Origin of the sequence: Aeromicrobium sp. 9AM, assembly GCF_902506105.1 — a bacterium.
In the GTDB taxonomy this organism is placed as follows: Bacteria; Actinomycetota; Actinomycetes; order Propionibacteriales; family Nocardioidaceae; genus Aeromicrobium.
Genome location: NZ_LR733303.1, coordinates 212,568 through 235,801, shown reverse-complemented (window position 1 = coordinate 235,801; position 23,234 = coordinate 212,568). Strand labels below are relative to the sequence as shown.

At 69.4% G+C, this 23,234-nt stretch carries 21 protein-coding genes; 13 read left to right on the top strand and 8 right to left on the bottom strand.

Annotated elements, in window-relative coordinates:
• The first annotated feature begins 30 nt into the window (after positions 1–30).
• The 7 genes from BOSE46_RS01170 to BOSE46_RS01140 all read left to right on the top strand — a co-directional run bounded on the left by BOSE46_RS01170 (position 31) and on the right by BOSE46_RS01140 (position 4,730).
• Entirely contained in the window at positions 31–1,623 is a 1,593-nt protein-coding gene (locus BOSE46_RS01170; protein ID WP_236551575.1) for an acyl-CoA carboxylase subunit beta, read from the top strand.
• The gene (locus BOSE46_RS01165) at positions 1,620–1,895 is read left to right on the top strand and encodes an acyl-CoA carboxylase subunit epsilon (protein WP_201299466.1); all 276 of its coding nucleotides are present in this window, start codon (positions 1,620–1,622) and stop codon (positions 1,893–1,895) included. Before BOSE46_RS01170 ends, BOSE46_RS01165 begins: the two co-directional genes overlap by 4 nt.
• A gap of 2 nt (positions 1,896–1,897) precedes the next feature.
• Entirely contained in the window at positions 1,898–2,563 is a 666-nt protein-coding gene (locus BOSE46_RS01160) for a hypothetical protein (protein WP_159537457.1), read from the top strand.
• On the top strand, positions 2,560–3,153 hold the full coding sequence (locus BOSE46_RS01155) for a nucleoside triphosphate pyrophosphatase (RefSeq protein ID WP_159537455.1): 594 nt from the start codon (positions 2,560–2,562) through the stop codon (positions 3,151–3,153). Before BOSE46_RS01160 ends, BOSE46_RS01155 begins: the two co-directional genes overlap by 4 nt.
• Positions 3,154–3,197: 44 nt before the next feature.
• Complete coding sequence (locus BOSE46_RS01150; RefSeq protein WP_056398807.1) at positions 3,198–3,419, top strand: hypothetical protein; 222 nt, start codon at positions 3,198–3,200, stop codon at positions 3,417–3,419.
• A 94-nt stretch (positions 3,420–3,513) separates the two neighbouring features.
• Positions 3,514–4,050, top strand: a complete 537-nt coding sequence (locus tag BOSE46_RS01145; RefSeq protein ID WP_159537453.1) for an RNA polymerase sigma factor — start codon at positions 3,514–3,516, stop codon at positions 4,048–4,050.
• On the top strand, positions 4,047–4,730 hold the full coding sequence (locus BOSE46_RS01140) for a hypothetical protein (protein WP_159537451.1): 684 nt from the start codon (positions 4,047–4,049) through the stop codon (positions 4,728–4,730). The genes BOSE46_RS01145 and BOSE46_RS01140 overlap by 4 nt, the downstream gene beginning before the upstream one ends.
• A 25-nt stretch (positions 4,731–4,755) precedes the next feature.
• On the opposite strand, the gene BOSE46_RS01135 is transcribed toward BOSE46_RS01140, so the two are convergent.
• From BOSE46_RS01135 to BOSE46_RS01125, 3 genes are all read right to left on the bottom strand, one after another.
• Positions 4,756–5,808 (bottom strand): hypothetical protein, encoded by a 1,053-nt coding sequence (locus tag BOSE46_RS01135; RefSeq protein ID WP_159537449.1) that lies wholly within the window; start codon positions 5,806–5,808, stop codon positions 4,756–4,758.
• The gene (locus BOSE46_RS01130) at positions 5,808–6,476 is read right to left on the bottom strand and encodes a hypothetical protein (protein ID WP_159537447.1); all 669 of its coding nucleotides are present in this window, start codon (positions 6,474–6,476) and stop codon (positions 5,808–5,810) included. Before BOSE46_RS01130 ends, BOSE46_RS01135 begins: the two co-directional genes overlap by 1 nt.
• A gap of 76 nt (positions 6,477–6,552) precedes the next feature.
• Positions 6,553–7,719, bottom strand: coding sequence for an acyl-CoA dehydrogenase family protein (locus BOSE46_RS01125; RefSeq protein ID WP_159537445.1), 1,167 nt, complete (start codon positions 7,717–7,719; stop codon positions 6,553–6,555).
• 97 nt (positions 7,720–7,816) lie between these two features.
• Here BOSE46_RS01125 and BOSE46_RS01120 point away from each other — a divergent pair, with 97 nt between their 5' ends.
• Both BOSE46_RS01120 and BOSE46_RS01115 read left to right on the top strand, forming a co-directional pair.
• Entirely contained in the window at positions 7,817–9,637 is a 1,821-nt protein-coding gene (locus BOSE46_RS01120; RefSeq protein ID WP_159537443.1) for a VWA domain-containing protein, read from the top strand.
• A gap of 77 nt (positions 9,638–9,714) precedes the next feature.
• The gene (locus tag BOSE46_RS01115; RefSeq protein ID WP_236551574.1) at positions 9,715–11,487 is read left to right on the top strand and encodes a biotin carboxylase N-terminal domain-containing protein; all 1,773 of its coding nucleotides are present in this window, start codon (positions 9,715–9,717) and stop codon (positions 11,485–11,487) included.
• A 3-nt stretch (positions 11,488–11,490) separates the two neighbouring features.
• Here BOSE46_RS01115 and BOSE46_RS01110 read toward each other — a convergent pair whose 3' ends face one another.
• The 4 genes from BOSE46_RS01110 to BOSE46_RS01095 all read right to left on the bottom strand — a co-directional run bounded on the left by BOSE46_RS01110 (position 11,491) and on the right by BOSE46_RS01095 (position 17,973).
• Positions 11,491–11,862, bottom strand: coding sequence for a phage holin family protein (locus tag BOSE46_RS01110; protein WP_159537441.1), 372 nt, complete (start codon positions 11,860–11,862; stop codon positions 11,491–11,493).
• Positions 11,863–11,903: 41 nt separating this feature from the next.
• Positions 11,904–13,550, bottom strand: coding sequence for an N-acetylmuramoyl-L-alanine amidase (locus BOSE46_RS01105; RefSeq protein ID WP_159537439.1), 1,647 nt, complete (start codon positions 13,548–13,550; stop codon positions 11,904–11,906).
• Between the two features lie 225 nt (positions 13,551–13,775).
• Positions 13,776–16,871 (bottom strand): SpoIID/LytB domain-containing protein, encoded by a 3,096-nt coding sequence (locus BOSE46_RS01100; RefSeq protein WP_159537437.1) that lies wholly within the window; start codon positions 16,869–16,871, stop codon positions 13,776–13,778.
• A 154-nt stretch (positions 16,872–17,025) separates the two neighbouring features.
• Positions 17,026–17,973 carry a YafY family protein gene (locus BOSE46_RS01095; protein ID WP_159537435.1) on the bottom strand — a complete coding sequence of 316 codons (948 nt, stop codon included), beginning with the start codon at positions 17,971–17,973 and terminating at the stop codon, positions 17,026–17,028.
• A gap of 82 nt (positions 17,974–18,055) precedes the next feature.
• On the opposite strand from BOSE46_RS01095, the gene BOSE46_RS01090 reads away from it, so the two are divergent.
• Positions 18,056–18,481: a VOC family protein gene (locus tag BOSE46_RS01090; protein ID WP_159537433.1), complete on the top strand. Its 426-nt coding sequence runs from the start codon at positions 18,056–18,058 to the stop codon at positions 18,479–18,481.
• A 7-nt stretch (positions 18,482–18,488) separates the two neighbouring features.
• On the opposite strand, the gene BOSE46_RS01085 is transcribed toward BOSE46_RS01090, so the two are convergent.
• Positions 18,489–19,859 (bottom strand): NAD(P)H-quinone dehydrogenase, encoded by a 1,371-nt coding sequence (locus BOSE46_RS01085; RefSeq protein WP_159537431.1) that lies wholly within the window; start codon positions 19,857–19,859, stop codon positions 18,489–18,491.
• Positions 19,860–19,933: 74 nt separating this feature from the next.
• Here BOSE46_RS01085 and BOSE46_RS01080 point away from each other — a divergent pair, with 74 nt between their 5' ends.
• From BOSE46_RS01080 to BOSE46_RS01070, 3 genes are read left to right on the top strand one after another with little or no spacing between them, the layout of a single operon-like run.
• Entirely contained in the window at positions 19,934–20,725 is a 792-nt protein-coding gene (locus BOSE46_RS01080; protein WP_159537429.1) for a purine-nucleoside phosphorylase, read from the top strand.
• Positions 20,725–21,504 (top strand): NAD(P)-dependent oxidoreductase, encoded by a 780-nt coding sequence (locus tag BOSE46_RS01075; RefSeq protein ID WP_159537427.1) that lies wholly within the window; start codon positions 20,725–20,727, stop codon positions 21,502–21,504. Before BOSE46_RS01080 ends, BOSE46_RS01075 begins: the two co-directional genes overlap by 1 nt.
• A 10-nt stretch (positions 21,505–21,514) precedes the next feature.
• Positions 21,515–23,134 carry a phospho-sugar mutase gene (locus BOSE46_RS01070; RefSeq protein ID WP_159537425.1) on the top strand — a complete coding sequence of 540 codons (1,620 nt, stop codon included), beginning with the start codon at positions 21,515–21,517 and terminating at the stop codon, positions 23,132–23,134.
• Positions 23,135–23,234 lie beyond the last annotated feature (100 nt).

Sequence of the window (23,234 nt, the reverse complement as noted above, 5' to 3'; positions counted from 1 at the left end):
TCAGGGCCTGCGATCGTTACGCTGACCCCCGTGACCGAACACGAGATCGAAGCCCATCCCGAGCTCCACACGACCGCCGGCAAGCTCGCCGACTTCCAGCGACGCCAGAAGGAAGCCACGGTCGACATGGCCGAGCGCGCGGCCGAGAAGCAGGCCAAGAAGGGCCGCGGCAGCGCCCGCCAGCGCATCGAGGACCTCCTCGACGAAGGCTCGTTCGTCGAGCTCGACGCCCTGGCCCGGCACCGCAGCACGGCGTTCGGCCTGCAGGAGAACCGGCCGCTCGGCGACGGCGTCATCACCGGCTACGGCACGATCGACGGCCGCCAGGTGTGCGTGTTCAGCCAGGACTTCTCGATCTTCGGCGGCAGCCTCGGGCAGGTCTACGGCGAGAAGATCACCAAGGTCATGGACCTCGCGATCAAGTCCGGCTGCCCCATCATCGGCATCAACGAGGGTGCCGGCGCGCGCATCCAGGAGGGCGTCGTCTCGCTCGGCCTCTACGGCGAGATCTTCAAGCGCAACGTGCACGCCTCGGGCGTCATCCCGCAGATCTCTCTGATCATGGGCACCAACGCCGGCGGCCACGTCTACTCCCCCGCCGTCACCGACTTCGTCGTGATGGTCGACAAGACCTCCAACATGTTCATCACCGGCCCCGACATCATCAAGACCGTCACCGGCGAGGACGTCACGATGGAGGACCTCGGCGGCGCACGCACGCACAACACCAAGTCCGGCAACGCGCACTACATGGCGGCCGACGAGGAAGACGCCCTCGAGTACGTCAAGGCGCTCATCTCGTTCCTCCCGCAGAACAACATGGAGGAGCCTGAGCCGTACGACGAGGTGGCCGACCTCGAGCCGACCGAGACCGACCTCGCGCTCAACACCCTGATCCCGGACTCGGCCAACCAGCCGTACGACATGCACACCGTGATCCAGTCGATCGTCGACGACGGCGACTTCCTCGAGGTCATGCCGCTGTTCGCCCCCAACATCATCATCGGCTACGGCCGCGTCGAGGGCCGCAGCGTCGGCGTCGTCGCCAACCAGCCGATGCAGCTGGCCGGCTGCCTCGACATCGACGCTTCCGAGAAGGCGGCCCGCTTCGTGCGCACGTGCGACGCGTTCAACATCCCCGTCCTCACGTTCGTCGACGTGCCGGGATTCCTGCCCGGCACCGGCCAGGAGTGGGACGGCATCATCCGCCGCGGCGCCAAGCTCATCTACGCGTACGCCGAGGCGACCGTCCCGCTCGTCACGGTCATCACCCGCAAGGCGTACGGCGGCGCGTACGACGTCATGGGCTCCAAGCACCTCGGCGCCGACATCAACATCGCCTGGCCGTCGGCCCAGATCGCCGTCGTCGGCGCCTCGGGCGCTGTCGGCATCCTCTACCGCAAGGAGATCGCGGCCGCGGACGACCCGGACGCCAAGCGGGCCGAGCTCATGACGGCGTACGAGGACGAGCTCTGCAACCCCTACCTCGCGGCCGAGCGTGGCTACGTCGACGCCGTCATCGAGCCGGCGCAGACCCGCGCCGAGGTCGTCAAGGCCCTGCGCCTGCTCAAGACCAAGCGCGAGACGCTGCCGCCCAAGAAGCACGGGAACATCCCCCTGTGAGCGACGAGACCCCCGACGTGCCGGTCGACGCTTCGACAGGCTCAACGAGCGAAGGACATCGGCCGATCCTGCGCGTCGTCAAGGGTGACCTGACGCCCGAGGAGCTGGCTGCGCTCGTCGCGGTCGTGGCGGCCCGCAACGCCGCAGCCGCGCACGCTGCCGCCCGCACCAAGCCCAAGGTCCGGTCGCAGTGGGGGCACCCCGCCCGCATGGCCCGCACGCCGCACCGGGTCGGCCCGGACCTGTGGCGCCGCTCGGCCTTCGGCGGCTGAGGATGCCGCTGCGGCCACTGGCGGACGTGTCGCCGGCTGACTGGTTCGTCGGCGACGCGGCTCCTGGGATCCTGCGGGCCAACCTCGGACCGTCCGGCTTCGAGTCGTACGTCCGGGTGCTGCACAGCCCGATGGGGCATGACGACGAACGATACGAGGGTCACCTTGAGGAGCGCCTCCTGCGCGCCCTGTGCGAGGTCCTGTCCGCGCACACCGCGACGCCCGACGACTGCTTCTTCGGGCTCTGGGACGGCTATGGCGACCTGTACGGCGGCGACGCGGTCGGCTTCCTCACGGCATTCAGCGGCCCCATGCGGTGGCCCGGCCGGATCTTCGGCAAGGAGAAGCCTCCCCCGCCGGTCCCGCCGGCGTTCCCGGCCTCGATCCTCGAAGGTCCCAAGGTCGCGTTCTTCCACGACTACCTGCTGTTCGGCGGCCCGCTCAGCGACGCCGGCGCGTGGGGCGCGGCGAGCTACGGCCACGCGATCCGCCGCGACATCAACAGCCCCAACCTCATGTGGCCCGCCGACCACGCATGGTTCGTGACGACCACGATCGAGAACACCTGGACAGCCGTCGGCGGCACGCAGGAGCTGACGGACGCCTTGCTGCGCGACGACCGGCTCGAGGTCGTACGGACCCGCTACGACGAAGGAGCCCTGCGATGAGGATCATCCTCGCCTCGGCCTCGCCCGCGCGGCTCGCGACGCTTCGCGCTGCGGGCATCCAGCCCGAGGTCATCGTCTCGGGCGTCGACGAGGAGCGCATCACGTCGACCGACGCCGCCAACCTCGCCACCGCCCTGGCGCAGCTCAAGTGCCGAGCAGTCGCCGCCCAGGTCGACGCCGACGCGTTGATCATCGGCTGCGACTCCGTGCTGGCGTTCGAGGGCGAGATCTTCGGCAAGCCCGCCGGGCCGGTCGAGGCCGCCGGCCGGTGGCGCCGGATGCGCGGCAGCAGCGGCGTCCTGCACACGGGCCACTGCGTACGCCGTGGTGACGAGGAGTATCTCGAGGCCGCCTCGACGATCGTGCACTTCGCCGACATCACCGACGCCGAGATCGACGCGTACGTGGCGACCGGAGAGCCGTTGCAGGTCGCCGGTGCGTTCACGATCGACGGGCTCGGTGGTGCGTTCATCACCGGCATCGAGGGCGATCACCACAACGTCGTCGGGCTCTCGCTGCCCCTGCTCCGCGACCTCGTGGGCGACCTCGGGATCGCCTGGACGGACCTCTGGTCGCTGCCGACCAGATGATTTCGTTGGTCTCTGCCGCCAAACAGTGGGAGACTGGACAGACGATGGCAACTTCACCGCGGCGACGCCGCTATCACCCGTCCAGTCCCTTCCAGGCGAAGCCGGAGGTCGCGGACGAGGTATACGAAGTCGGGGCTCGCGTCTCACACGACACGTTCGGCCTCGGCCGCATCGTCAGCCTTCAAGGCACCCAGTCGGCGCAGGTCGACTTCGGCGACGAGGTCAAGCACATACCTCTGCCGTGCGCCAAGATGACCAACCTGTAGGTCTTCCACCTCGGTCCTCGAGCCAGCCCGGCCTTCGTGAAGACAGCGTGAGAAGCACTGTCACAACCACACGGGTGCCGGACACTTACTGAGTGTGACTGACTTTCTGGACGTCCGCGGCCGCGAGCTCGCATTCGAGCGTGTCTGGCGTGACGAGGTGCCGCGCATCATCTCGTACGCGTCCCGCCACGTCGGGTCCGCCGATGCGCACGATGTCGCTGCGGAGACGTTCACCATCGCGTGGCGGCGTTGGGACGACATCAGCGACCCGCCGTTCCCCTGGCTGCTTGGCGTCGCGCGCCATGTCGTCTCGAACCACGTGAGAACGCTGCAGAGAGGGCGCAGGCTGCAGGACCGGGTCCGTCTGCTCACCGCGGTGACGGGACAGAGCAGTCCCCACCTGGACTTTGCAGCCCGCCTCGAAGCACTTCGACGGTTGGCCGCGCTCAGCGAGAAGGAGCGAGAAGCTCTCCTCTTGACCGCCTGGGACGGGCTGACGCCGGAACAGGCCGGCCGGTTGTTGGGCGTCAGTGCCGCTGCCGTGCGCAAACGCATCAGCAGGGCACGAGCGGCAATCGACGTCATCGAGTTCTCCCCGGCTGCCGACATCGACCTGCAGGAGAAGTCATGAGATCGCACATCATCGACGAGCTGCGCCCCGTGCTTCCCGACATCGACCCGGAATGGGAGTCCGAGACCCGAAGGGCGATCCTCGCCGCAGCACGCGTCACCAGGAGCAGGAACCGCCGGCTCCTGCGACTGGCCTCCGCGGCGGCGGTCGTCGCCGCGCTTGCCGGCGGAGCGGTCTTCGCCAGGAACACCCTCCCCTCGGACGATGTGCGTCCTGCCGGGCCGGCCTCAAAGGCTCCTGCTCAGACGCCGAAGACATCGGAGACGCCGAAGGTCACCCCTCGGCCGGAAAAGACGTACGTGCCGGCCCCCGGCGATCCGAAGACCCACGAGCTGAACATCACCATCCGGGACAAGGGAATCTCCTACACGCCTGGCACCTGCGCCGCCATCCGCGGTGCCACCGACTACCAGGACTTCCTTGCCTTCTCCGGTCCTGACAAGCAGTACGAGAACCGACCTCTCAAGGACGGCGAGTTCACGATCCCCAAGCAGGGCACGAGGCTGGCTGACGGCACCTGCGAGGCGAAGCTGACCGTCACTCTCACGTACGCCCCGAGGTACCGGGCCGGCATTGCGCGGGAGGGCCATGGCATTTCGGGTCCCGACGATGCTGGAGAAACGCTGATCACGACCAAGGGCGACCCTCAGGACGTGGTGGTCCTCAACTATCCCCACTGACCTCGATCTGCCGCTCGGGTGCGGATCAGAACGCGTTGGGGCCGAATGCCTCCGCCCGGGCGACCAGCTCGGGCGGCGCCGTCGCCATCGGTACGCAGGCCGGGATCGCGTCCAGGGCCAGCTGCATCCGTGCGTCGGTCCAGAGGATCCGCTCCGCCGCGCGTTCCTGCTGCAGCTCGGGCCGCTGCCACCACGGTGCAGGACCGAAGGCCTCGGCGAACTGCGTCGCTCGAACGGCGTAGAAGCCCGGGTTGCACTCGCGCGCCATCTCGATGCGGCGCCGCGTCTGGGCAGCATCCGAGCCCGCGAACCGGTCGTCGTGCGCTGCCCAGCTCGTGTGTGCGTCGAGCCAGTCGATCACGAGGTCGAGAAGTCGCGGGATGCGTTGCACGACGGCATCGCGCAAGGCGATCGCCGGTGCGTGCTGCGACGCGATGCGGAAGCGCTCCAGCTCGAACGTGAACGGGTCGACCGACCCGCTCGGCGAAGCCGCGGCCATCGCATCGCGACGGCTGAGCAAAGCGGCCGCCTCGGCCCCGCGCGCCACGTCACCGGTCGACCTCGAGTGCTCTACCGCTGCGACGAGCGTCTCGCGGGTCGGAGTGATGGTCCCGCCCAGCGCCTCGTTGAGGCCGGCTTCGTCGACCTGACGGAGGAACACCGGATAGCTCACTCCCGAGCGGCCGATCGCGATGAGCTGCTCCAGCACGCCGATCGCCTCCTCCTGGCCGCTCATCGAGCGGAGCTGCTGGAGGGACCCTTCGTACGCCTGGAGTGACTGGGCCAGCAACGTCTCGTCGTCCGGGATCGTGGCCGGAGCGCCGGTCGTCCCCCCACCGGCGGCTGCCGTCATGACGCGCGTGTAGGCATCCGTGAACCGCTGGTAGTAGCCACCGCCTGCCAGCTTCGCCGAGAAGTCGCCGACGTCGCCGAGCTCCTGCCCGAGGGCCTCCATCGCGGCAAGAGCGTCCGCCATCTCGTCGACGTCCTCACCGGTCGAGCCGGCGCTCCGGACGCCACTGAGGAGATCGCGGAACGTGCCGAGCATCGCGTCCACCATCGTGGGATCGACGGGCATCAGCGGCCTCCGCGTACGAGTGAGCCGTGCTCGGCGAGGCGTTGTTCGAAGACCTCGGCGGCGACCGGCACGAGACGTCGGTGCCGCTCGGCGCGGGCCACCTCCGGGTCGAACGACCAGCCGGCCTGATGCCGCCGCCCTTCGGCCTCGACCTGCGTCCACGCTTCGCGCTCGGTCGCGACCGCCTCGGTCGCGAGCTGCTCGAGCTCCGATCGCCAGCGGTCCGGCACCTGCGCCGTCCGCCACGTCTCGACGTTCTCGAGCGTCGTCAGCGACATCGCCCACAACCGGGTCAGCTCATCGACCGTTACCGCGATGCCGGTGCGCTGCTCGATCTCACCCAGCATCGAGGCGAGCGCAGGGGCATCGGCCGTGCTCGCGACGCTGCGGAGCACCTCGGCAGGACCTTGCGCACGCACCGTCTCGCCCGTCTCGGCGTACACCGCGGCCCTCGCGTTGGCCTGGTCCCGGGCGAGGGCGTGGCCCATGGCGAGGGACAGTTCGATCGCCTTGGACCTCAGGTCCTCGAACGACGTGGCGGCATCGACCGCGTCCGCCATGGCTCGCTCGGCCGCCGCGGTCTCGGGATAGAGCGGGTTGGCGGCATAGCGGGCGGCGCGGGAGCGGTAGTACTCGCGGTACTCGGCGAGGCGGTTGCTGTCGTCCATCCGGACAGACTAGGGATTGCCACGCGGTCGAGGAGTCGTTTCGACAAGCTCGACGAACGGTTGCGAGCCGCGCGCCCTACTCGACCGGCAGGCCGAGACCGCGCGCGATGAGCATGCGCTGCACCTCGGACGTACCCTCGCCGATCTCGAGGATCTTGGCGTCGCGGTAGAACCGGGCGACCGGATACTCCTCCATGAAGCCGTAGCCGCCGAACACCTGCGTCGCGATGCGTGTCGCGGTGACCGCGGACTCCGAGGTGTAGAGCTTGGCGATCGCGGCGGCCTGCTTGAACTCCTTGGCGGGTGCGCCGGCATCCTTGAGCGCGGCCGCCTGGTACGTCAGCGCGCGTCCGGCCTGCGCCATCACGGCGAGGTCGGAGATCTGGAACGCGACACCCTGCTTGGTGCCGATCGGCACGCCGAAGGTCGTACGTTCGCCGGCGTACTGGACACAGAGCTCGAGGCACGCCTGGATGCATCCCACTGCGAGCGCCGCGATCGCGACACGTCCGTCGTCGAGCGTCGCGAGGAACTGCGCGTAGCCGCGGCCTCGCTCGCCCAGCAGGTGGTCGGCGGGCACCCGTGCGTCCACGAACGAGAGCGGGTGGGTGTCGGAGATGTGCCAGCCGAGCTTGTCGTACGCCGGCTCGACGATGAAGCCGGGCGTGCCGGACGGCAGGACGATCGTGGAGAGCTCCGGCGAGCCATTCTCGCGCGTGCCCGTGCGGGCGGTGACGGTCACCAGCGAGGTGATCTCGCTGCCGGAGTTGGTGATGAACTGCTTGGCGCCGTTGACGACCCACTCGTCGCCGTCGAGGTCGGCCTTGGTCTTGGTCGCGCTGGCGTCCGAGCCGGCACCGGGCTCGGTGAGGCCGAAGCCGGCGAGCGCCTGACCGGCGACGAGGTCGGGCAGCCAGCGTTCCTTCTGCTCCTGCGTGCCGAACGTCAGGATCGGGTTGATGCCGAGCCCCACGGCCGCCTCGAGCGTGATGCCGATCGACTGGTCGACCCGGCCGAGCTCCTCGATCGCGACGCACAGGCTCGTGAAGTCGCCGTCGGCGCCACCGAACTCCTCAGGAGCCGTGAGCCCGAACAGGCCCAGATCGCCCATCTTCCTGACCAGGTCGACGGGAAAATGGTGCGCCTTGTCCCACTGCGCGACGTGCGGCGCGACCTCGGCCTCGGCGAACTCGCGGACGCTGCGACGGAACATCTCGTGCTCGGGTGACAGGGCGAAGGTCATGCCCGCATGTTAACAACCGTTAACCTGAACCGCCAGAAGGGGTGGACCCCGGACACGTCCAGTAGCGTGTGCGCAACCACAGACGTTCGGGGGAACGATGCGACGAATCCTGGCCATCTCCGCGGTGACGGCGCTCGCTCTCGGCGTCACCCCCGCTGTCGCCGAGGACGGCACCAAGGTCGAGTCCAACGGCAAGCTCGTCCTGCTCCTGGACTCGTCGGGGTCGATGAAGGAGTCTGCCGGCGGGCAGACCAAGATCTCGGCGGCGAGGGCCGCCCTGAAGGACGTCGTCGCCCAGCTGCCCGACGACGCTCAGGTCGGCGTACGGGTGTTCGGCGCGAAGGTCTTCTCCGCCAAGGACGAGGGCGCCTGCACCGACACCCAGAACGTCGTACCCGTCGGCCCGCTCGACCGAGGCCGGATCAGCAAGGCCGTCGCGCGCTACAAGCCGTACGGAGAGACCCCGATCGGCAATGCGCTCAAGGGCGCCGCCAAGGACCTCGGACCGGACGGCAAGCGCACCATCGTGCTGCTGTCGGACGGTGAGCCGACGTGCGACCCGGATCCGTGCAAGGTCGCCAAGGACCTGCGCCGACAAGGCGTCGACCTGACCGTCAACGTCGTGGGCCTCAACGTCTCGGGCCGGGCCCGCACCGCGCTGGAGTGCATCGCCGACGCAGGTGGCGGCACCTACTACGGCGTCGAGCAGCCCGAGGACCTCGCCTCGAGCCTCGTCTCGGTCAGCGTCCGGTCGCTGCGGAAGTTCCGGCTGACCGGCACCCCGGTCACCGGCGGCACGTCGACCGCCGATCCGCTCGCCCTGAAGCCCGGTCGCTACACCGACACGACCCAGGGCAAGGCCACGAGCCGCTACTACACGATCAAGAAGCCCAAGAGCTCCGACGTGATCGTCTCCGCCGTGGCACGACCGCCCTACGACAGCGGCACCACCAACAGGCTCGAGGTCGAGCTGCTGACCCCGGACGGTCAACGCTGCGAGGCGGACTACGCGTTCCGGCCCAACGTCCTGCAGGACCAGTCCATCCTCAGCGTCGGGGCCAGCTTCTCGCCGCGCCTGTCGGGCGCGTCCCACGACGCGTGCGACGCGGCCCCGAGCCTGCTGGCGCGGGTGGGGCTCGACGCCCCGGCGCAGGATCCGTACGAGCTGCTCGTCACCACCCGTCCGCGCATCACGAACTTCGCCACGCTGCCCCCGTCGATCACGACTGACGAGGTGCGCACCTCGGCGGACGCACCGTTCGAGCCGGCCGGAACGCCGAAACCGGTCGTGGGCGGGGTCAGCTTCACCGACGCGCCGGCGCTCGAGCCGGGCCGCTACAGCGACTCGCTGCGACCCGGCGAGCAACTGATCTATCGCATCCCGGCGAGCTGGGGCCAGCGACCGCGCATCCGCGCAACGCTCGAGACCGACGTCCAAGGCGCCAAGGAGCTGTCGATGCCGGGCATCCTCGCGGAAGTGACGATGATCGCGCCGACGCTGCACTCCCTCGGCCGCACCGGACCCAACGGCGGCAACTTCTGGGGCGGCGAGCGGCCCGTGACGTTGACCGGCGAGGGCTACGAGCTGCGGGCCCGCAACATCGAGAGCACCTCGACCAGCGTCAGGTCTGTCTCGGCCGCCGGTGACCAGTACGCCGTGCTGTCGATGGCCCGGCCGCTCGGCAACGACGGCACGCACTTCGCCGCGCCCGTGACGATCTCGGTGGACGTCGTCGGCACCGCGACGGGCAAGCCGACGTACGCCGGCAAGGTCAAGGGAGCCGGCTCGACGACCAAGAAGCCGGCTGCCGACGAGGGCTCCGGAGTGCCCTGGCTGCCGATCGGCGTGGGGCTCGGAGCGGTGGCTCTCCTGGCGGCTGGATTCGGTCTCGGACGGCGCGGGCGGGCCTCGGCGTAACCAACCTCATAGGGCTGTGGGCCGCCTGACGCCCTAGACTGCGGCAGGCAACCGTGTCGGATCGAGGAGAACATTCAGTGAGCAAGCCCCTGGCCAAGGTCCTGATCGCCAACCGCGGAGAGATCGCCGTGCGCGTGATCCGTGCCTGCAAGGACGCCGGCATCGGCAGCGTCGCCGTCTACGCGGAGCCCGATCGCGACGCGGTGTTCGTACGCCTCGCCGACGAGGCCTACTCGCTCGAGGGCTCCACGCCCGGCGACTCGTACCTGTCGATCGAGAAGATCCTCGCTGTCGCCGAGCGCTCCGGCGCCGACAGCGTGCACCCCGGCTACGGCTTCCTCGCCGAGAACGCGTCGTTCGCGCAGGCCGTCATCGACGCCGGACTGATCTGGATCGGCCCCCCGCCGGCCGCCATCGAGAGCCTCGGCGACAAGGCCAAGGCCAAGCAGATCGCCCGGAAGGCCAACGCTCCGCTCGCTCCCGGCACCAAGGACGCCGTCAAGGACGCCGACGAGATCATCGAGTTCGCCAAGGAGAACGGCCTGCCGGTCGCGATCAAGGCCGTCTTCGGCGGCGGCGGTCGCGGTCTCAAGGTCGCCCGCACGATCGAGGAGATCCCCGAGCTCTTCGAGTCGGCCGTGCGCGAGGCCGTCAGCGCGTTCGGACGCGGCGAGTGCCTCGTCGAGAAGTTCCTCGACAAGCCCCGGCACGTCGAGACCCAGTGCCTGGCCGACTCGCACGGCAACGTCGTCGTCGTGTCGACCCGCGACTGCTCGCTGCAACGCCGTCACCAGAAGCTCGTCGAGGAGGCGCCCGCGCCCTACCTCACCGACGACCAGATCGGCCGCCTCTACGACTCGTCCAAGGCGATCCTCCGCGAGGCCGGCTACGTCGGCGCCGGCACGTGCGAGTTCCTCGTGGCCCGCGACGGCACGATCAGCTTCCTCGAGGTCAACACCCGTCTCCAGGTCGAGCACCCGGTCTCCGAGGAGGTCACCGGTCTCGACCTCGTACGCGAGATGTTCCGCATCGCCGCGGGCGAGGAGCTCGGCTACGACGACCCGGAGATCCGCGGCCACTCGATGGAGTTCCGCATCAACGCCGAGGACGGCGGGCGCGGCTTCCTGCCTGCTCCCGGCACGCTGACCAAGTGGGCTCCCCCGTCGGGTCCAGGCGTACGCCTCGACGGTGGCTACGAGGAGGGCGAGACGATCCCCGGCTCGTTCGACTCCCTCGTCGCCAAGCTCATCGTCTCCGGCACGAGCCGCGAGCAGGTGCTCGAGCGCTCCCGCCGTGCCCTCGACGAGTTCGTCGTCGACGGCATGCCGACCGTCATCCCGTTCCACCGCTCGGTCGTCGACGACCCGGCGTTCACCGCCGCAGACGGCAGCTTCGACGTCTACACGACGTGGATCGAGACCGACTACGTCAACGAGCTCGAGCCTTATGCCGGCGCGTCCGAGACCGATGAACCCGCTGAGCGTGAGCGGGTGACGGTCGAGGTCGGCGGCAAGCGCGTCGAGGTCGTGCTGCCCGGTGGACTCGGCGCCTCGGCCGTCGCCAGCAACGGCGGGGGCAAGAAGGCCAAGCACTCGCGCAAGGCATCCGGCCCCGCGGCCAGCGGCGACTCGCTGACCGCCCCCATGCAGGGCACCGTCGTCAAGGTCACGGTCGAGGAGGGTCAGACCGTCGCAGCCGGCGACCAGATCGTCGTGGTCGAGGCCATGAAGATGGAGCAGCCGATCAACGCCCACAAGGACGGCGTCGTGACCGGCCTGTCGATCGAGGTCGGCGCCACCGTCACCTCTGGCGAGGTCATCGCGACGATCGAGGACGCCGCAGGCGAGTAGGTCTCAGCGGCGCGGCGGCGGGGCGGAGTCGACCTCGCCGAAGGCGATGCCGGCAGCCCAGACGATCAGGGTCACGCCGATCCACGTGCCGACGCCCTCGATCGCGAAGCCGCTCGCCGGCACCACCAGATCGGTCAGCAGCAGTCCCAACCACGTCAGCACGAGTCCGCCGGCGATCGTGTAGCCCCGGGCGAACCTGTTGACCGTGCTGACCACGACACCACGCAGCACCACGGTCAGGACCGTGAAGAGCACGACGGCGACGATGAACCACCCGAACCGGATGTTGAAGCGGTCGAAGATCCAGGCCGCCACTGCCAGCGCCGCGGCGTTGGCGGCAGCCGAGATTGCCACCGACTTGAGAAGAGCGGTCATGCGATGAGTATCCCAGACGACCTGTCGGCGATCCGCGCGCCTCAGTGCAGGTAGACACCCACCGTGCCGCTGGCGTTCATCGTCATGTGGCCGTGCTGGAAGTAGGCGCGGTAACGGCCGCCCGAGATCTTGACCATGCTGATGGTCGGAGCGCCGAGCGGGCTCGCCGCCTCGCCGATCTCGATGTACTTGTCCTCGATCTTGGAGTAGAGCAGCACCGGCTTGACCTTGCTCCCCAGCTGGACGCGGTAGACCGTGCCCTTGGAGAACCGCTGCAGCGAGACGGTGCTGACGGACGACTTCTGCGCGTCCGCGATCGGGACGCCCAGGACGCCGCCCTGCTCACCTCGTGACTTGTAGCCCTCGCGGTAGGTGCCACCGACCTTGAACGTGCCGACCGTCGTCGAGTACATGTCGACGCTCTGCAGCCGCGCCTTGCGGCCCCCGCCGGCCTGCGCGAACGGGTACTCGCCGATGTAGACCGGCCCGGTCACGTCGCGGCCCAGCTGCGCCACGCGGGTCTTGATCGCGGACGAGTAGTTGGCGATGTAGGCCGCGACCCGGTCACGCAGCCCACCACTCGCGCTGAGCCAGACGTACGCCGCTGCACCCGGGCACGCGGTGCTGACGACGTTGCGGTGCCCCGCGATGCGATTGAGCGAGTAGGGGCCGACCTTGTACTTCCCCGTGGCCGGGTGGAACGTCGTACCGAGGCGCCAGCCGATGAGCTTGACCATGGCGTCCTTGGTCGCGGCCGCGGGCTCCTTCGACGTGTAGGTGCCCATCATCGACACGCCCATCGTGTACGTGTTGACGGTCTTGTTGCCGGCGTGCGCCCCGCGGACGGCCCGGTCGACTCCGCCGACCCGGCCCTCGAAGATCTGGCCGTACTTGTCGACCAGGAAGTTGTAGCCGATGTCGCACCAGTCGCGACCCTTCATGTGGTACGCCTGCGTGGCACGGACGATGCCGGCGGACTGCGACTTGGAGTACGTGTTCGAGCCCGCCGTGTGATGGACGACGATGCCGCGCGTCTCGCTGCCGACGCGGGGCGAGTCGCAGTAGGTGTTCTTCTTCGCGCCCCACTTCGAACGCGAGATGATGGCCGGCTTCGGCGTGTAGTCCGGGGCTCCGTCGGCGACCTGAGTGACGGCGCTGTCGGCACTGCCCTCGTAGAGCGCCGGGCTCGCGGTGGTCGAGGTGGACGGCGTCGAGCCGGGATCGATCGTCGCGACCGACAGCCCACTGGGCCGCTCGCCGGTCGGGCTCGTGACGCGTACGGCCACGCCGTCGGCGGACCCGACCCAGAGGGGCTCGGTGCCGTCACGGCCACCCTCACCCTCGTCGCTCTCGACATCGAGCTGCTCCCAGGCGGCCCACGCTCCGTCCGTGCGCAGCCGCACCTGGACCGTCATGTCCTTGTCGTCGAAGCCGCGCGTCCACGTGACGCCGACCAGGCCGAAGTCGTCGGTGCGCCTGGCCGGGAGCTGCGCGACGAGGTCGGCCGCGTCGTCGTCGGCCTCCTCAGCGGCCTCGGCCACGGCATCGGTGACGGCCGGGACGCTCGTCGTGCTGACGTCGACGGGCTCCGCCTTGGGCTGGGTGGCAGTGTCTTCGGCCTGGGCCGGCAGGAACAACGAGGCCGTGGTCACCAGCGCTGCGATCGTTCCCGAGATGAAAGGACGCATGCGCTCGACCCTAACCCGAGGACGTGTCAGCGCCGAAACGTCAGAAAAGGCCCGTCCCCTAGCGACGAGCTCTGCGAGTCGCGGGAGGGAGCGAGGAACGAGCGACCGAAGGGGCGTACGACGAAAGGCTCGAGCGGGTCTGCAACCTCACGGCCCTTCGCTCGCAGAGCTCGCTCCCGGTCGGCCGCTAGCGGCCTCCCTAGGGAACGGGTTAGCGCCGAAACGTCAGAAGCGGAACCAGTTGGACTTGAGGCCAAAGGCCCAGCGCGCACTGTCGCCCGAGATCTCGACGGTCTTGGCCGAGCCCACCAGTCTGATCGTGCTGACCCGCCCACCCCAGTCACCGAAACCGTTGCGCTTGGTGACCTTGAGCTGCTTGAGCGTGCCGATCGCCGGGTAGGCCTTCTCGATCGTCGCCGCGGAGACCGTCGTGCTCCACGCGTGGTTGGCGTTGCCCGCCCAGTCGTCCCACGGGTCGCTCACGGCCTTGAGGTATGTCTGGCTGCCCGGTGCGCTGTAGCCGCCCGACGATGACGAGAACTGCGTGAACGCGGTCTTGCCGTCGTATCGGAGGATCTTGCTGTTGGTCGCGGCGACCGCGGCGTCGGTGCTCGCGGTCTCCCGGCTCGCCCCGCCGTAGACCTGGCACGCCGTCGTGCTGCAGATGTCGTAGTAGCGCGCGGTCGTGATGCTGCGCACCCCGTACGTGCGTGCCGCGACGGCCTGCGCCTTGAGCGCCTCCGGCATCCAGCTCGACGGCATCTCGGCAGCGATGACGCCACGGACGTAGTTCTCGATCGAGACGACGTTGACCGTGTTGCGGGTCGTGGAGCCCGAGGAGGGCACGGCCGAGCGGATCGCACCGCGATACTTCACGGCCGAGCTGTCGGGCATGATCAGCGAGATCGACGAAGGGCCCTCGAACTGCCCGTCGCCGGTCCACCTCGTCGACTTGTAGCTCGTGTAGTCGCCCGTCGTCTTGTACTGCAGCGTCGACCGCTTCCTGTCGCTCGTGACCTGGACGATGCGCCAGCGGGTCACGGTGTGGCCGCTGATCGTCGTAGGCAGGGTCAGCGTCTTGCCGGTTGCGACGTTGCGGAAGACCAGGCCCGACCGGCCGGCCACGAGGACGGAGTCGCTGGTGTCCTGGGAGATCAGCACCCTGATGTTGCCGGACCTGCCGCCCAACACGGTTCCGGGGTAGTAGCGCGACAGGATGCTGGCGTACTTCACGCCCTGCTTGGCCGCGCCCTGTGCACCGTACTGGCTCATCCCGATGCCGTGACCGTAGCCGTGTCCGGAGACCGTGATCTTGCGGGTGCTCGGCACGGTGACCGAGTCGCCGGTGGTCGCCGTGACGAGGTTGAACCCGCGCAGCGACGACCACGCGCCCTTGACGCCGTCGTCCAGCGCCCGCACCTTGACGTACCAGTCGGTGTCGGCGGTCGGCTTGAGGTCGGTCAGCTGCGACGTCAGGCCGGTCACTCCCGTGACGAGTCGTGTGCAGGAGGTCTGCGTCTTGTCGGCCATCAGGCACACGTCGTACGTCGAGGCGTTGGCGACGGCGGTCCAGTAGACGCGGGCCGAGTGCACGCCGGCCTTGACCGTCGGCAGCGCGACCGTCGCGGGTCGTGTGACGGTCGTGCCCGTCGAGAGGACCTTGCCGGTGCTCGAGTAGGCCACGGTCTTGCCGGTCGACTTGGTCAGCACGATGTAGCCGTGGGCGAAGTTCGATCGCAGGCCCGACGACACCGTCGTGGTCGATCCGGTCGGCAGGCCCAGCACCCCGGCGTACGCGCCGAGCTTCGTGTAGGTGGTCGCGAGGCTGCTGATGATGCTGTAGGCCTTGCTCTTGCCCTTGACGGCATAGATGAGCCCGTTGTCGAACGACTGGCGGGTCGTGCCCGAGCTGGTCGTGGGGTTGCCTCGCGGGTAGCCCAGCACACCACTGCGGCCGCTCTTGTGGTCGTACTCGCTGCGGACGAGGCCTGAGACGTACCGCGCCGTGGTGGCGCCCTTCTTGGCGTACAGGTCCATGAGCTTGGCGTCGAGCCGCCGGCCGGTCGAGGAGTCCGCCTCGCCGACGTAGATCGCACCGGTCTTCGTGCTGCCGAGCGACGTGTAGAGCTTCTTGATCGGCGACGAGTACTTCGAGATGTAGGCCTCGACGCGATCGCGCAGGCCGCCTTCGTCCGACAGCCACGCATACCCGTAGCGCCCCGGGCACTCGGTGCTGATGACGTTGCGGTGCCCCGCGATCATGTTGAGGGTCAGCCCGCCGAGCTTGTAGGTGCCCTTGGCCTTGAGGTAGTTGGTGCCGAGGCGCCAGCCGATGAGCTTGACCATCGCGGCCTTGAGCGCGGCCGACGGACGGGTCACGTCGTAGTTGCCCATCATGGAGACGCCCATGGTGTACGTGTTGACGGCCAGGTTGCCCGAGTGCGCCGCCCGGACCGCACGGTCGACCCCGCCGCGGCGGCCCTCGAAGATCTGGCCGTACTTGTCGACCAGGAAGTTGTAGCCGATGTCGCACCAGCCGCGGCCCTTGACGTGATAGGCCTGCGTCGCCCGGACGATCGCCTTGGAGTCCGCCTTGTCGTACGAGTTGGAGCCGGCCGTGTGGTGCACCACGACGCCGCGCGTACGGTCACCGGTCAGGGGCGAGTCGCACGAGGTGCCCGACGACGCACCCCACTGGCTGCGCGTGATGATCGTGGGCTTCGGGGTGTACGTCGGGTTGCCGTCGCCGAGGTCTGCCGCCGTCGTCGTGCGGGCGACGCCGTCGAGCGCCGTGTCGGAGGCCGTGGAGGCCGTGGCCTGCTCGCCATCGCTGCCGGGATCGATCGTGGTGATGCGTACGTCCTGCGGCGCGCCGACCTTGCTCGTGACGCGCGCGGCGACACCGTCGGCCTTGCCGACCCACAGCGGATCGGTGCCCGGGTTGCCGCCCTCGCCGTCGTCACCGTCGTAGTCGAGCGGGGTCCACGACGACCAGGTGCCGTTCGTCCGGGTGCGGACCTGGACCGTGATCCCGGAGGGCTTCCCCTGGTTCGACCAGGTGACGCCGATCATGCGGAACTTCGATGTCGACGTCTTCGGCAGCTGGGCGACCACGTCGTCGGTGCCGCCGCGAGCGACGGCGGGCACCTTGGTCCTGGCCACCTTGACCGGCGGTGGCTTGGGAGCCGCGACCTTGCCGGGCTCCCCACCCGTGACGTCGACGCCGGCCGCGTGCGCGGTCGACGGCATCAAGAGGCCGAGCATCAGCACGGCCGCGACGGAGAGGCCCGAGGTACGCCGAGCCGTACGCCAGGAAAGCATGGGGGAAGTCCGATCCTGTGTGACGGGTGTGACTCAAGTGACGGATGAGGTTTTCCGACCGATTATGCTCACAGTTTTGCCCGAAGTTCCACCGAAAATCGCCGATCGCGCGAACTACAACGGTGTCATTCCTGCCGTTGCAGGGGCTGCCTCGTCAGGGCGTTGCGTGCCGATCCACGAGCGCCCGGCCGATCCGCGCGAGCTCGGCACGCAGTGACGAGGGCGCGACGACCTCGACGTCGTCGCCCCACCCGGCAAGATGTCGCGCGATGATGCTCTCGGTCTGCGCGCTGAGCCGCAGCCGGGTGCGCTGGTCGTCGACCCGCTCCGCCTCCACGGCCTGCTCACCGAGCTGCGATCGCAGGTAGGGCACGATCGAGGCGTCGACGATGACGACGGCCGAGGCGCGGTGGCGTACGGCATCAATCTGCCGAACCGCTCGCTCCCATGCCTCCGCGACGTCGAAGTCGTCGGGCCGGTCGGCCGGCTCGTCGGTCACGACGACGTCGGCGATCCGCTGGACACGGAACGTACGCTCGGCGCCGCCGACCCCGGCGAGGAGATACCAGGTCCCGCTCTTGTCGACCAAGCCCCACGGGTCGACCGTCAGCTCCTCGGGGTCACGGTCCCAGCCGCGATAGGTGATGCGCACCTGCCGGCGCTGCGTGACGGCGTCCTGGAGCTGGCCGACCACCGGCGACTGCTCGCGTGGACGCCTCCCCCACGCCGATGGGTCGAGGACCACGGCGTCAGCCGCCGCCTCCGCCTCGGCGCGGAAGGTCGCGGGGAGGGCCTGCACGAGCTTGCGCAGGGCCGACTTCGCCTCAGGTGCGACCGCAGCCGCAGGCCCGACCAAGAGGAACAGCGCCCGGGCCTCGGACGACGTCAGCCCACTCAAGTCCGTACGCGCGCCGCCGACGAGCTGCCAGCCACCACCGCGGCCCGCCTGCGGATAGACCGGGATGCCCGCAGCGGACAGCGCCTCGAGGTCGCGGCGGGCCGTGGCGACCGAGGTCTCGAGCTCCTCGGCGAGCTCGGCGGCCGTCACCCGTCCGCGGGTCTGCATCAACAGGAGGGTGGCCACGAGGCGATCTGCACGCATACGGAGATGTTCTCAAACAAAGTGCTCAGAGGGTGAGCACTTTGTGCGGAAGACTGGGGAACACACCAACCAAGGAGCACTCATGTTGCGAGGATTCGCCACCGTCAACTACTTCGTCGCCGATCTCGATGCCGCCAAGGCCTGGTACACCGAGGTGCTGGGCACGCCGCCCTACTTCGACCAGGTTCCCGGCTACGTCGAGTTCCGCATCGGCGACTACCTCGACGAGCTGGGGCTGGTCGACGCGTCGTACGGTCCCGAGCCGACGGAGAAGCCGGCCGGCGCGACGATCTTCTGGCACGTGGAGGATCTCGACGCCTCGTTCGAGCGCCTGCTGTCCCTGGGCGCGACGGTCAACCAGCCGCGCATCGACTACGGCACGTTCAGCACGGCGTCGGTCGTCGACCCGTTCGGCAACGTCCTGGGCATCATGAACAACCCGCACTACGCCGCGATCCGCGACCGGGTCCGCCCTGACCTCGCGGAGCTCGACACCGTCGAGGTGTGACGTGCGGTCAGGCGAGGCGGTGCAGGCGACGCGCCGCCTCGGCGACCGAACCCGACAGCGACGGATAGACCGTGAACGCGTCGGCGACCTGGTCGACCGTGAGTGACGCCGAGACGGCGAGCGACAGCGCGTGGATCAGCTCGCTCGCCCGGGGCGCCACGACCACACCGCCGACCACGATGCCCATCCCCCGCCGCGCGAAGATCTTGACGAAGCCGTCGTGCACGCCCTGCATCTTCGCTCGGGGGTTGGAGGCCAGCGGAAGCATCGCGACGTCGATCTGGAGATCGGACTCGTCGACCTGCTTTTGCGACAGTCCCACCGTCGCGATCTCCGGCGAGGTGAACACGTTGCTCGCGACCTTGCCGAGGTCGAGCGGGTGCACGGCGTCGCCGAGCAGGTGAGACATGGCGATGCGGCCCTGCTGCGCCGCGACGGACGCCAGCATGAGGACACCCGTCACGTCGCCGGCGGCATAGATGCCGCGGACGTTGGTGCGCGAGACCCGGTCGACGCGGATGAAGCCGGCGTCGTTCAGCTCGACGCCGACCGCCTCGAGTCCCAGGCCCTCGGTGTTGGGGATCGAGCCGATCGCGAGCAGGCAGTGCGAGCCGGCGACCGTACGCCCGTCGGTCAGCGTCACCCGGACTCCGTCGCCCGTACGCTCGACGGACGCCATGCGCGAGTTGCCCATGACCGTCATGCCGCGACGCGTGAAGACGTTCTCGATGACGTTGGCGGCGTCGACGTCCTCGCCGGGAAGCACCCGGTCACGGCTCGACACGAGGGTCACGGCAGCGCCGAGTCCGTTGTAGGCGCTGGCGAACTCCGCGCCCGTGACACCGGAACCGACGACGATCATGTGCTCGGGCAGGTCCTGCAGGTCGTAGACCTGCTCCCACGTCAGGATGCGCTCGCCGTCGGGCTGGGCATCGGCACTCACGCGCGGGTGGGCGCCGGTCGCCAGCAGGATCGCATCGGTCTCGATGCGCACGTCTCCGTCGTCGGTGACCGCAGTGACGACGCCTGCGGACTCGATCGTGGCGGTGCCGTCGATCATCGTGATCTTGCTGGTCGTGAGCCGCTTGGCGATGTCGTCGGACTGCGCCTTGGCGAGGGAGAGGACGCGCGCGTTGACCGCCGCGATGTCTGCCCGGACGTCCTTGGGCAGCTGCACGCCGAGCTCCGCGGACGTGCCCACCTCGGTGAGCAGGTCGGAGGTCGCGATGAGGGTCTTGCTCGGCACGCAGTCGGTCAGGACGGTCGAGCCGCCGAGGCCGTCGCGCTCGATGAGGGTGACCTCCGCGCCGAGTCTCGAAGCCACGAGGGCCGCTTCGTATCCACCCGGTCCGCCGCCGACGATCGTCACATGGGTCACGGGATCAGTCTCCCATTGCCGCCGAGCGAGTCGCCACCGGTCGGTGCCCCGACGACTGTCGTAATGTACGGCAGGTGACTACTCAGGAACTGGCCCAACAGGCTGCCGACGCCCTGCGTGAGCGGACCGGCGGAGCAGACCACGACATCGCTCTCGTGATGGGCTCAGGCTGGCTCCCGGCCGCCGATGCCCTGGGCGCCGCCGAGCACGAGATCCCGCTCGCCGAGCTGCCCGGGTTCAGCGCCCCGGCGGTTGCCGGGCACGGCGGCACGGTGCGCTCGGTGACCCTCGGCGACCGTCGCCTGCTGATCTTCCTGGGCCGCACCCACTACTACGAGGGCAAGGGCGTCGCCGCCGTCGTGCACGGCGTACGCACGGCTGCCGCCGCCGGCGTCAAGACCCTCGTGCTGACCAACGGCTGCGGCGGGCTCAACCCGGCGTGGGCCCCCGGCACACCCGTCCTGATCAGCGACCACATCAACATGACCGCGACCTCGCCGCTCGAGGGCGCCAACTTCGTCGACCTGACCGACCTCTACTCCTCGCGGCTGCGGGCGCTCTGCAAGGAAGCAGATCCCAGCCTCGACGAGGGTGTCTACGTCCAGCTGCCCGGGCCGCACTACGAGACCCCTGCCGAGATCGGCATGGTCCGCGCGATCGGCGGCGACCTCGTCGGCATGTCGACGACGCTCGAGGCCATCGCGGCCAGGGCGGCCGGCATGGAGATCCTCGGCATCTCCCTGGTCACCAACGCGGCGGCCGGCATGACCGGCGAGCCGCTCAACCACGAAGAGGTCCTCGAGGCCGGCAAGGCAGCGGCCACTCGAATGGGCGCCCTGCTCGGCGACGTGCTGCCGAGGATCTGATGAAGGTCCTCGTCACAGGTGCTGCCGGCTCGATCGGCCGCACCCTCGTACGAGGACTGTCCGGGCTCGGGCACGAGCTGCGCGGTCTCGACCTCGTCGACGGTCCCGCCCTGCCGTTGGGCTGGCTCGTCGGTGACTGTCTCGACCCCGCTGTCGCGGACGAGGCGGTGGCCCGCGTCGACGCCGTGGTCCATCTCGCCGGTAACCCCAACGAGGCATCGCTGCCCGAGAGCCTCGAGTCGCACGTGCAGACCACCGGACGGCTGCTCGAGGCGATGCGGTCGCACGGGGTCAGCAGGATGGTCTACGCCAGCAGCAACCACGCCGTCGGTCATACGCCCAGCGGCGAGGTGCTGACCGTCGGGGCGCGGCCTCGCCCCGACACCTACTACGGAGTCGCCAAGGCCTCGGCCGAGGCGCTGCTCAGCCTCTATGCCGACCGCCGTGGCATCGGCTCGGTCGCCCTGCGGATCGGCTCGTTCGGCGATCGTCCCGGCAGCGTCCGCGAGCTGTCGACGTGGCTGTCGCCCGACGACGCCGTGCGGATGGTCGACGCCGCGCTCCGGTCCACCGAACCGGGCTTCCATGTCCTCTACGGCATCTCCGCCAACACCCGCGCGTGGTGGGACCTGGGTCCCGGACGCGCTTTGGGGTATGACCCACAGGACGACGCCGAGACGTACGCCGACGGCGTGACACCGGGACCGGACGACGAGGCCCAGAACGCGTACGTCGGTGGTCCGCACGTCAGCCAGCTCCAGCTACCGCCCGCCTTCTGAAGGGAATCTCATGACCGACGACCTCCTCGCCCGTGCAGGCGAATGGCTGAGCCAGGATCCCGATGAGGTGACCCGCGCCGAGCTCCAGGCGCTGATCGACGCCGAGGACCTCGCCGGACTCGAGGACCCCTTCCGGGCACGACTGCAGTTCGGCACGGCCGGACTGCGCGGTGCGCTCGGCGCCGGGCCCAACCGGATGAACCGGGTCATCGTCGCGCAGGCTGCCGCCGGCCTCGCGGCGTACCTGCTGGAGCACGGCTCGTCGCCCTCGGTTGTCGTCGGCTACGACGCGCGGCACAACTCTGAGATCTTCGCCCGTGACACCGCCGAGATCATGGAGGGCGCCGGCGTCCACGCCTTCCTGCTGCCCACGCACCTGCCGACACCGGTCCTGGCGTTCGCGATCCGCCACCTCGGCTGCAGCGCCGGGGTCATGGTCACGGCTTCGCACAACCCGCCGCAGGACAACGGCTACAAGGTCTATCTCGAGGACTCCAGCCAGATCGTCCCGCCCGCGGACGCCGAGATCTCGGCGGCGATCGATGCCGTCGGCCGGGTCGACGAGATGCCGCGCAGTGATGCGTACGAGCTGCTGGGTCCCGAGGTCGCCGAGGCGTACGTCGAGGCCGTCGTCGCGCTGCCGTCCGACGGGGCCCGCGACATCGTCGCGGTCTACACCCCCATGCACGGAGTCGGCCGGGACACCCTCGTCGAGGCCGTGTCGCGCGCCGGTTTCCCGCCGCTGCACGTCGTACGCGATCAGGCCGAGCCCGATCCCGACTTCCCCACCGTCGCGTTTCCCAACCCCGAGGAGCCCGGCGCGATGGACCTCGCGCTCAAGCTGTCGTCCGAGGTCGGCGCCGACATCATCGTGGCCAACGACCCCGACGCCGACCGCTGCGCCGTGGGCGTGCGAGACGGCGAGGCGTACCGGATGCTGACCGGCGACCAGGTCGGCGTCCTGCTCGGCGACTTCCTGCTGCGCAAGGGCGTGCAGGGCACGTACGCCGCCTCGATCGTGTCGTCCGACCTGCTCGGCCGGCAGGCTGCTGCGCACGGGCAGCCGTGGGAGCAGACGCTGACGGGGTTCAAGTGGCTCGGCAAGATCCCGACGCTCGTCTTCGGCTACGAGGAGGCGCTGGGCTACAGCGTCGCGCCGGACATCGCCCGCGACAAGGACGGCGTCTCGGCGATCATCACGGTGCTCGAACTGGCCGCCGCGCTCAAGGCCGAAGGGCGGTCTTTGATCGACCAGCTCGACGACATCTACCGCCAGCACGGACTGCACGCGACCGCTCAGCTGTCGGTACGCGTCGAGGACCTGTCGATCATCGCGCGTGCGATGGAGACCCTGCGGACCTCTCCCCCGTCGTCGCTGGGCGGTCTCGCGGTGACGTCGGTCGACGACCTCGCCGACGGCTATCACGGCCTCCCGCCGACCGACGGCATCCGGCTCGGCCTCGAGGGTGCGACGCGCATCATCTGCCGGCCGTCCGGCACCGAGCCCAAGCTCAAGTGCTACATCGAGGTCGTGGTGCCCGTCGACGACTCGATCGAGGCCTCGCGCGAGACGGCAGATGCCGCGATCGCGGGCATCAAGAAGGACCTGGCAGAAGCGCTGGGCATCTAGGTCGGCAGGCCCAGGCTCGTGGCGGTGACTTGCTCGCCCATCAGTTGACGCGGCGGTGAGCCAGTCGTGCATAGGGTGGTCTGATGGGCGACCACCTCAC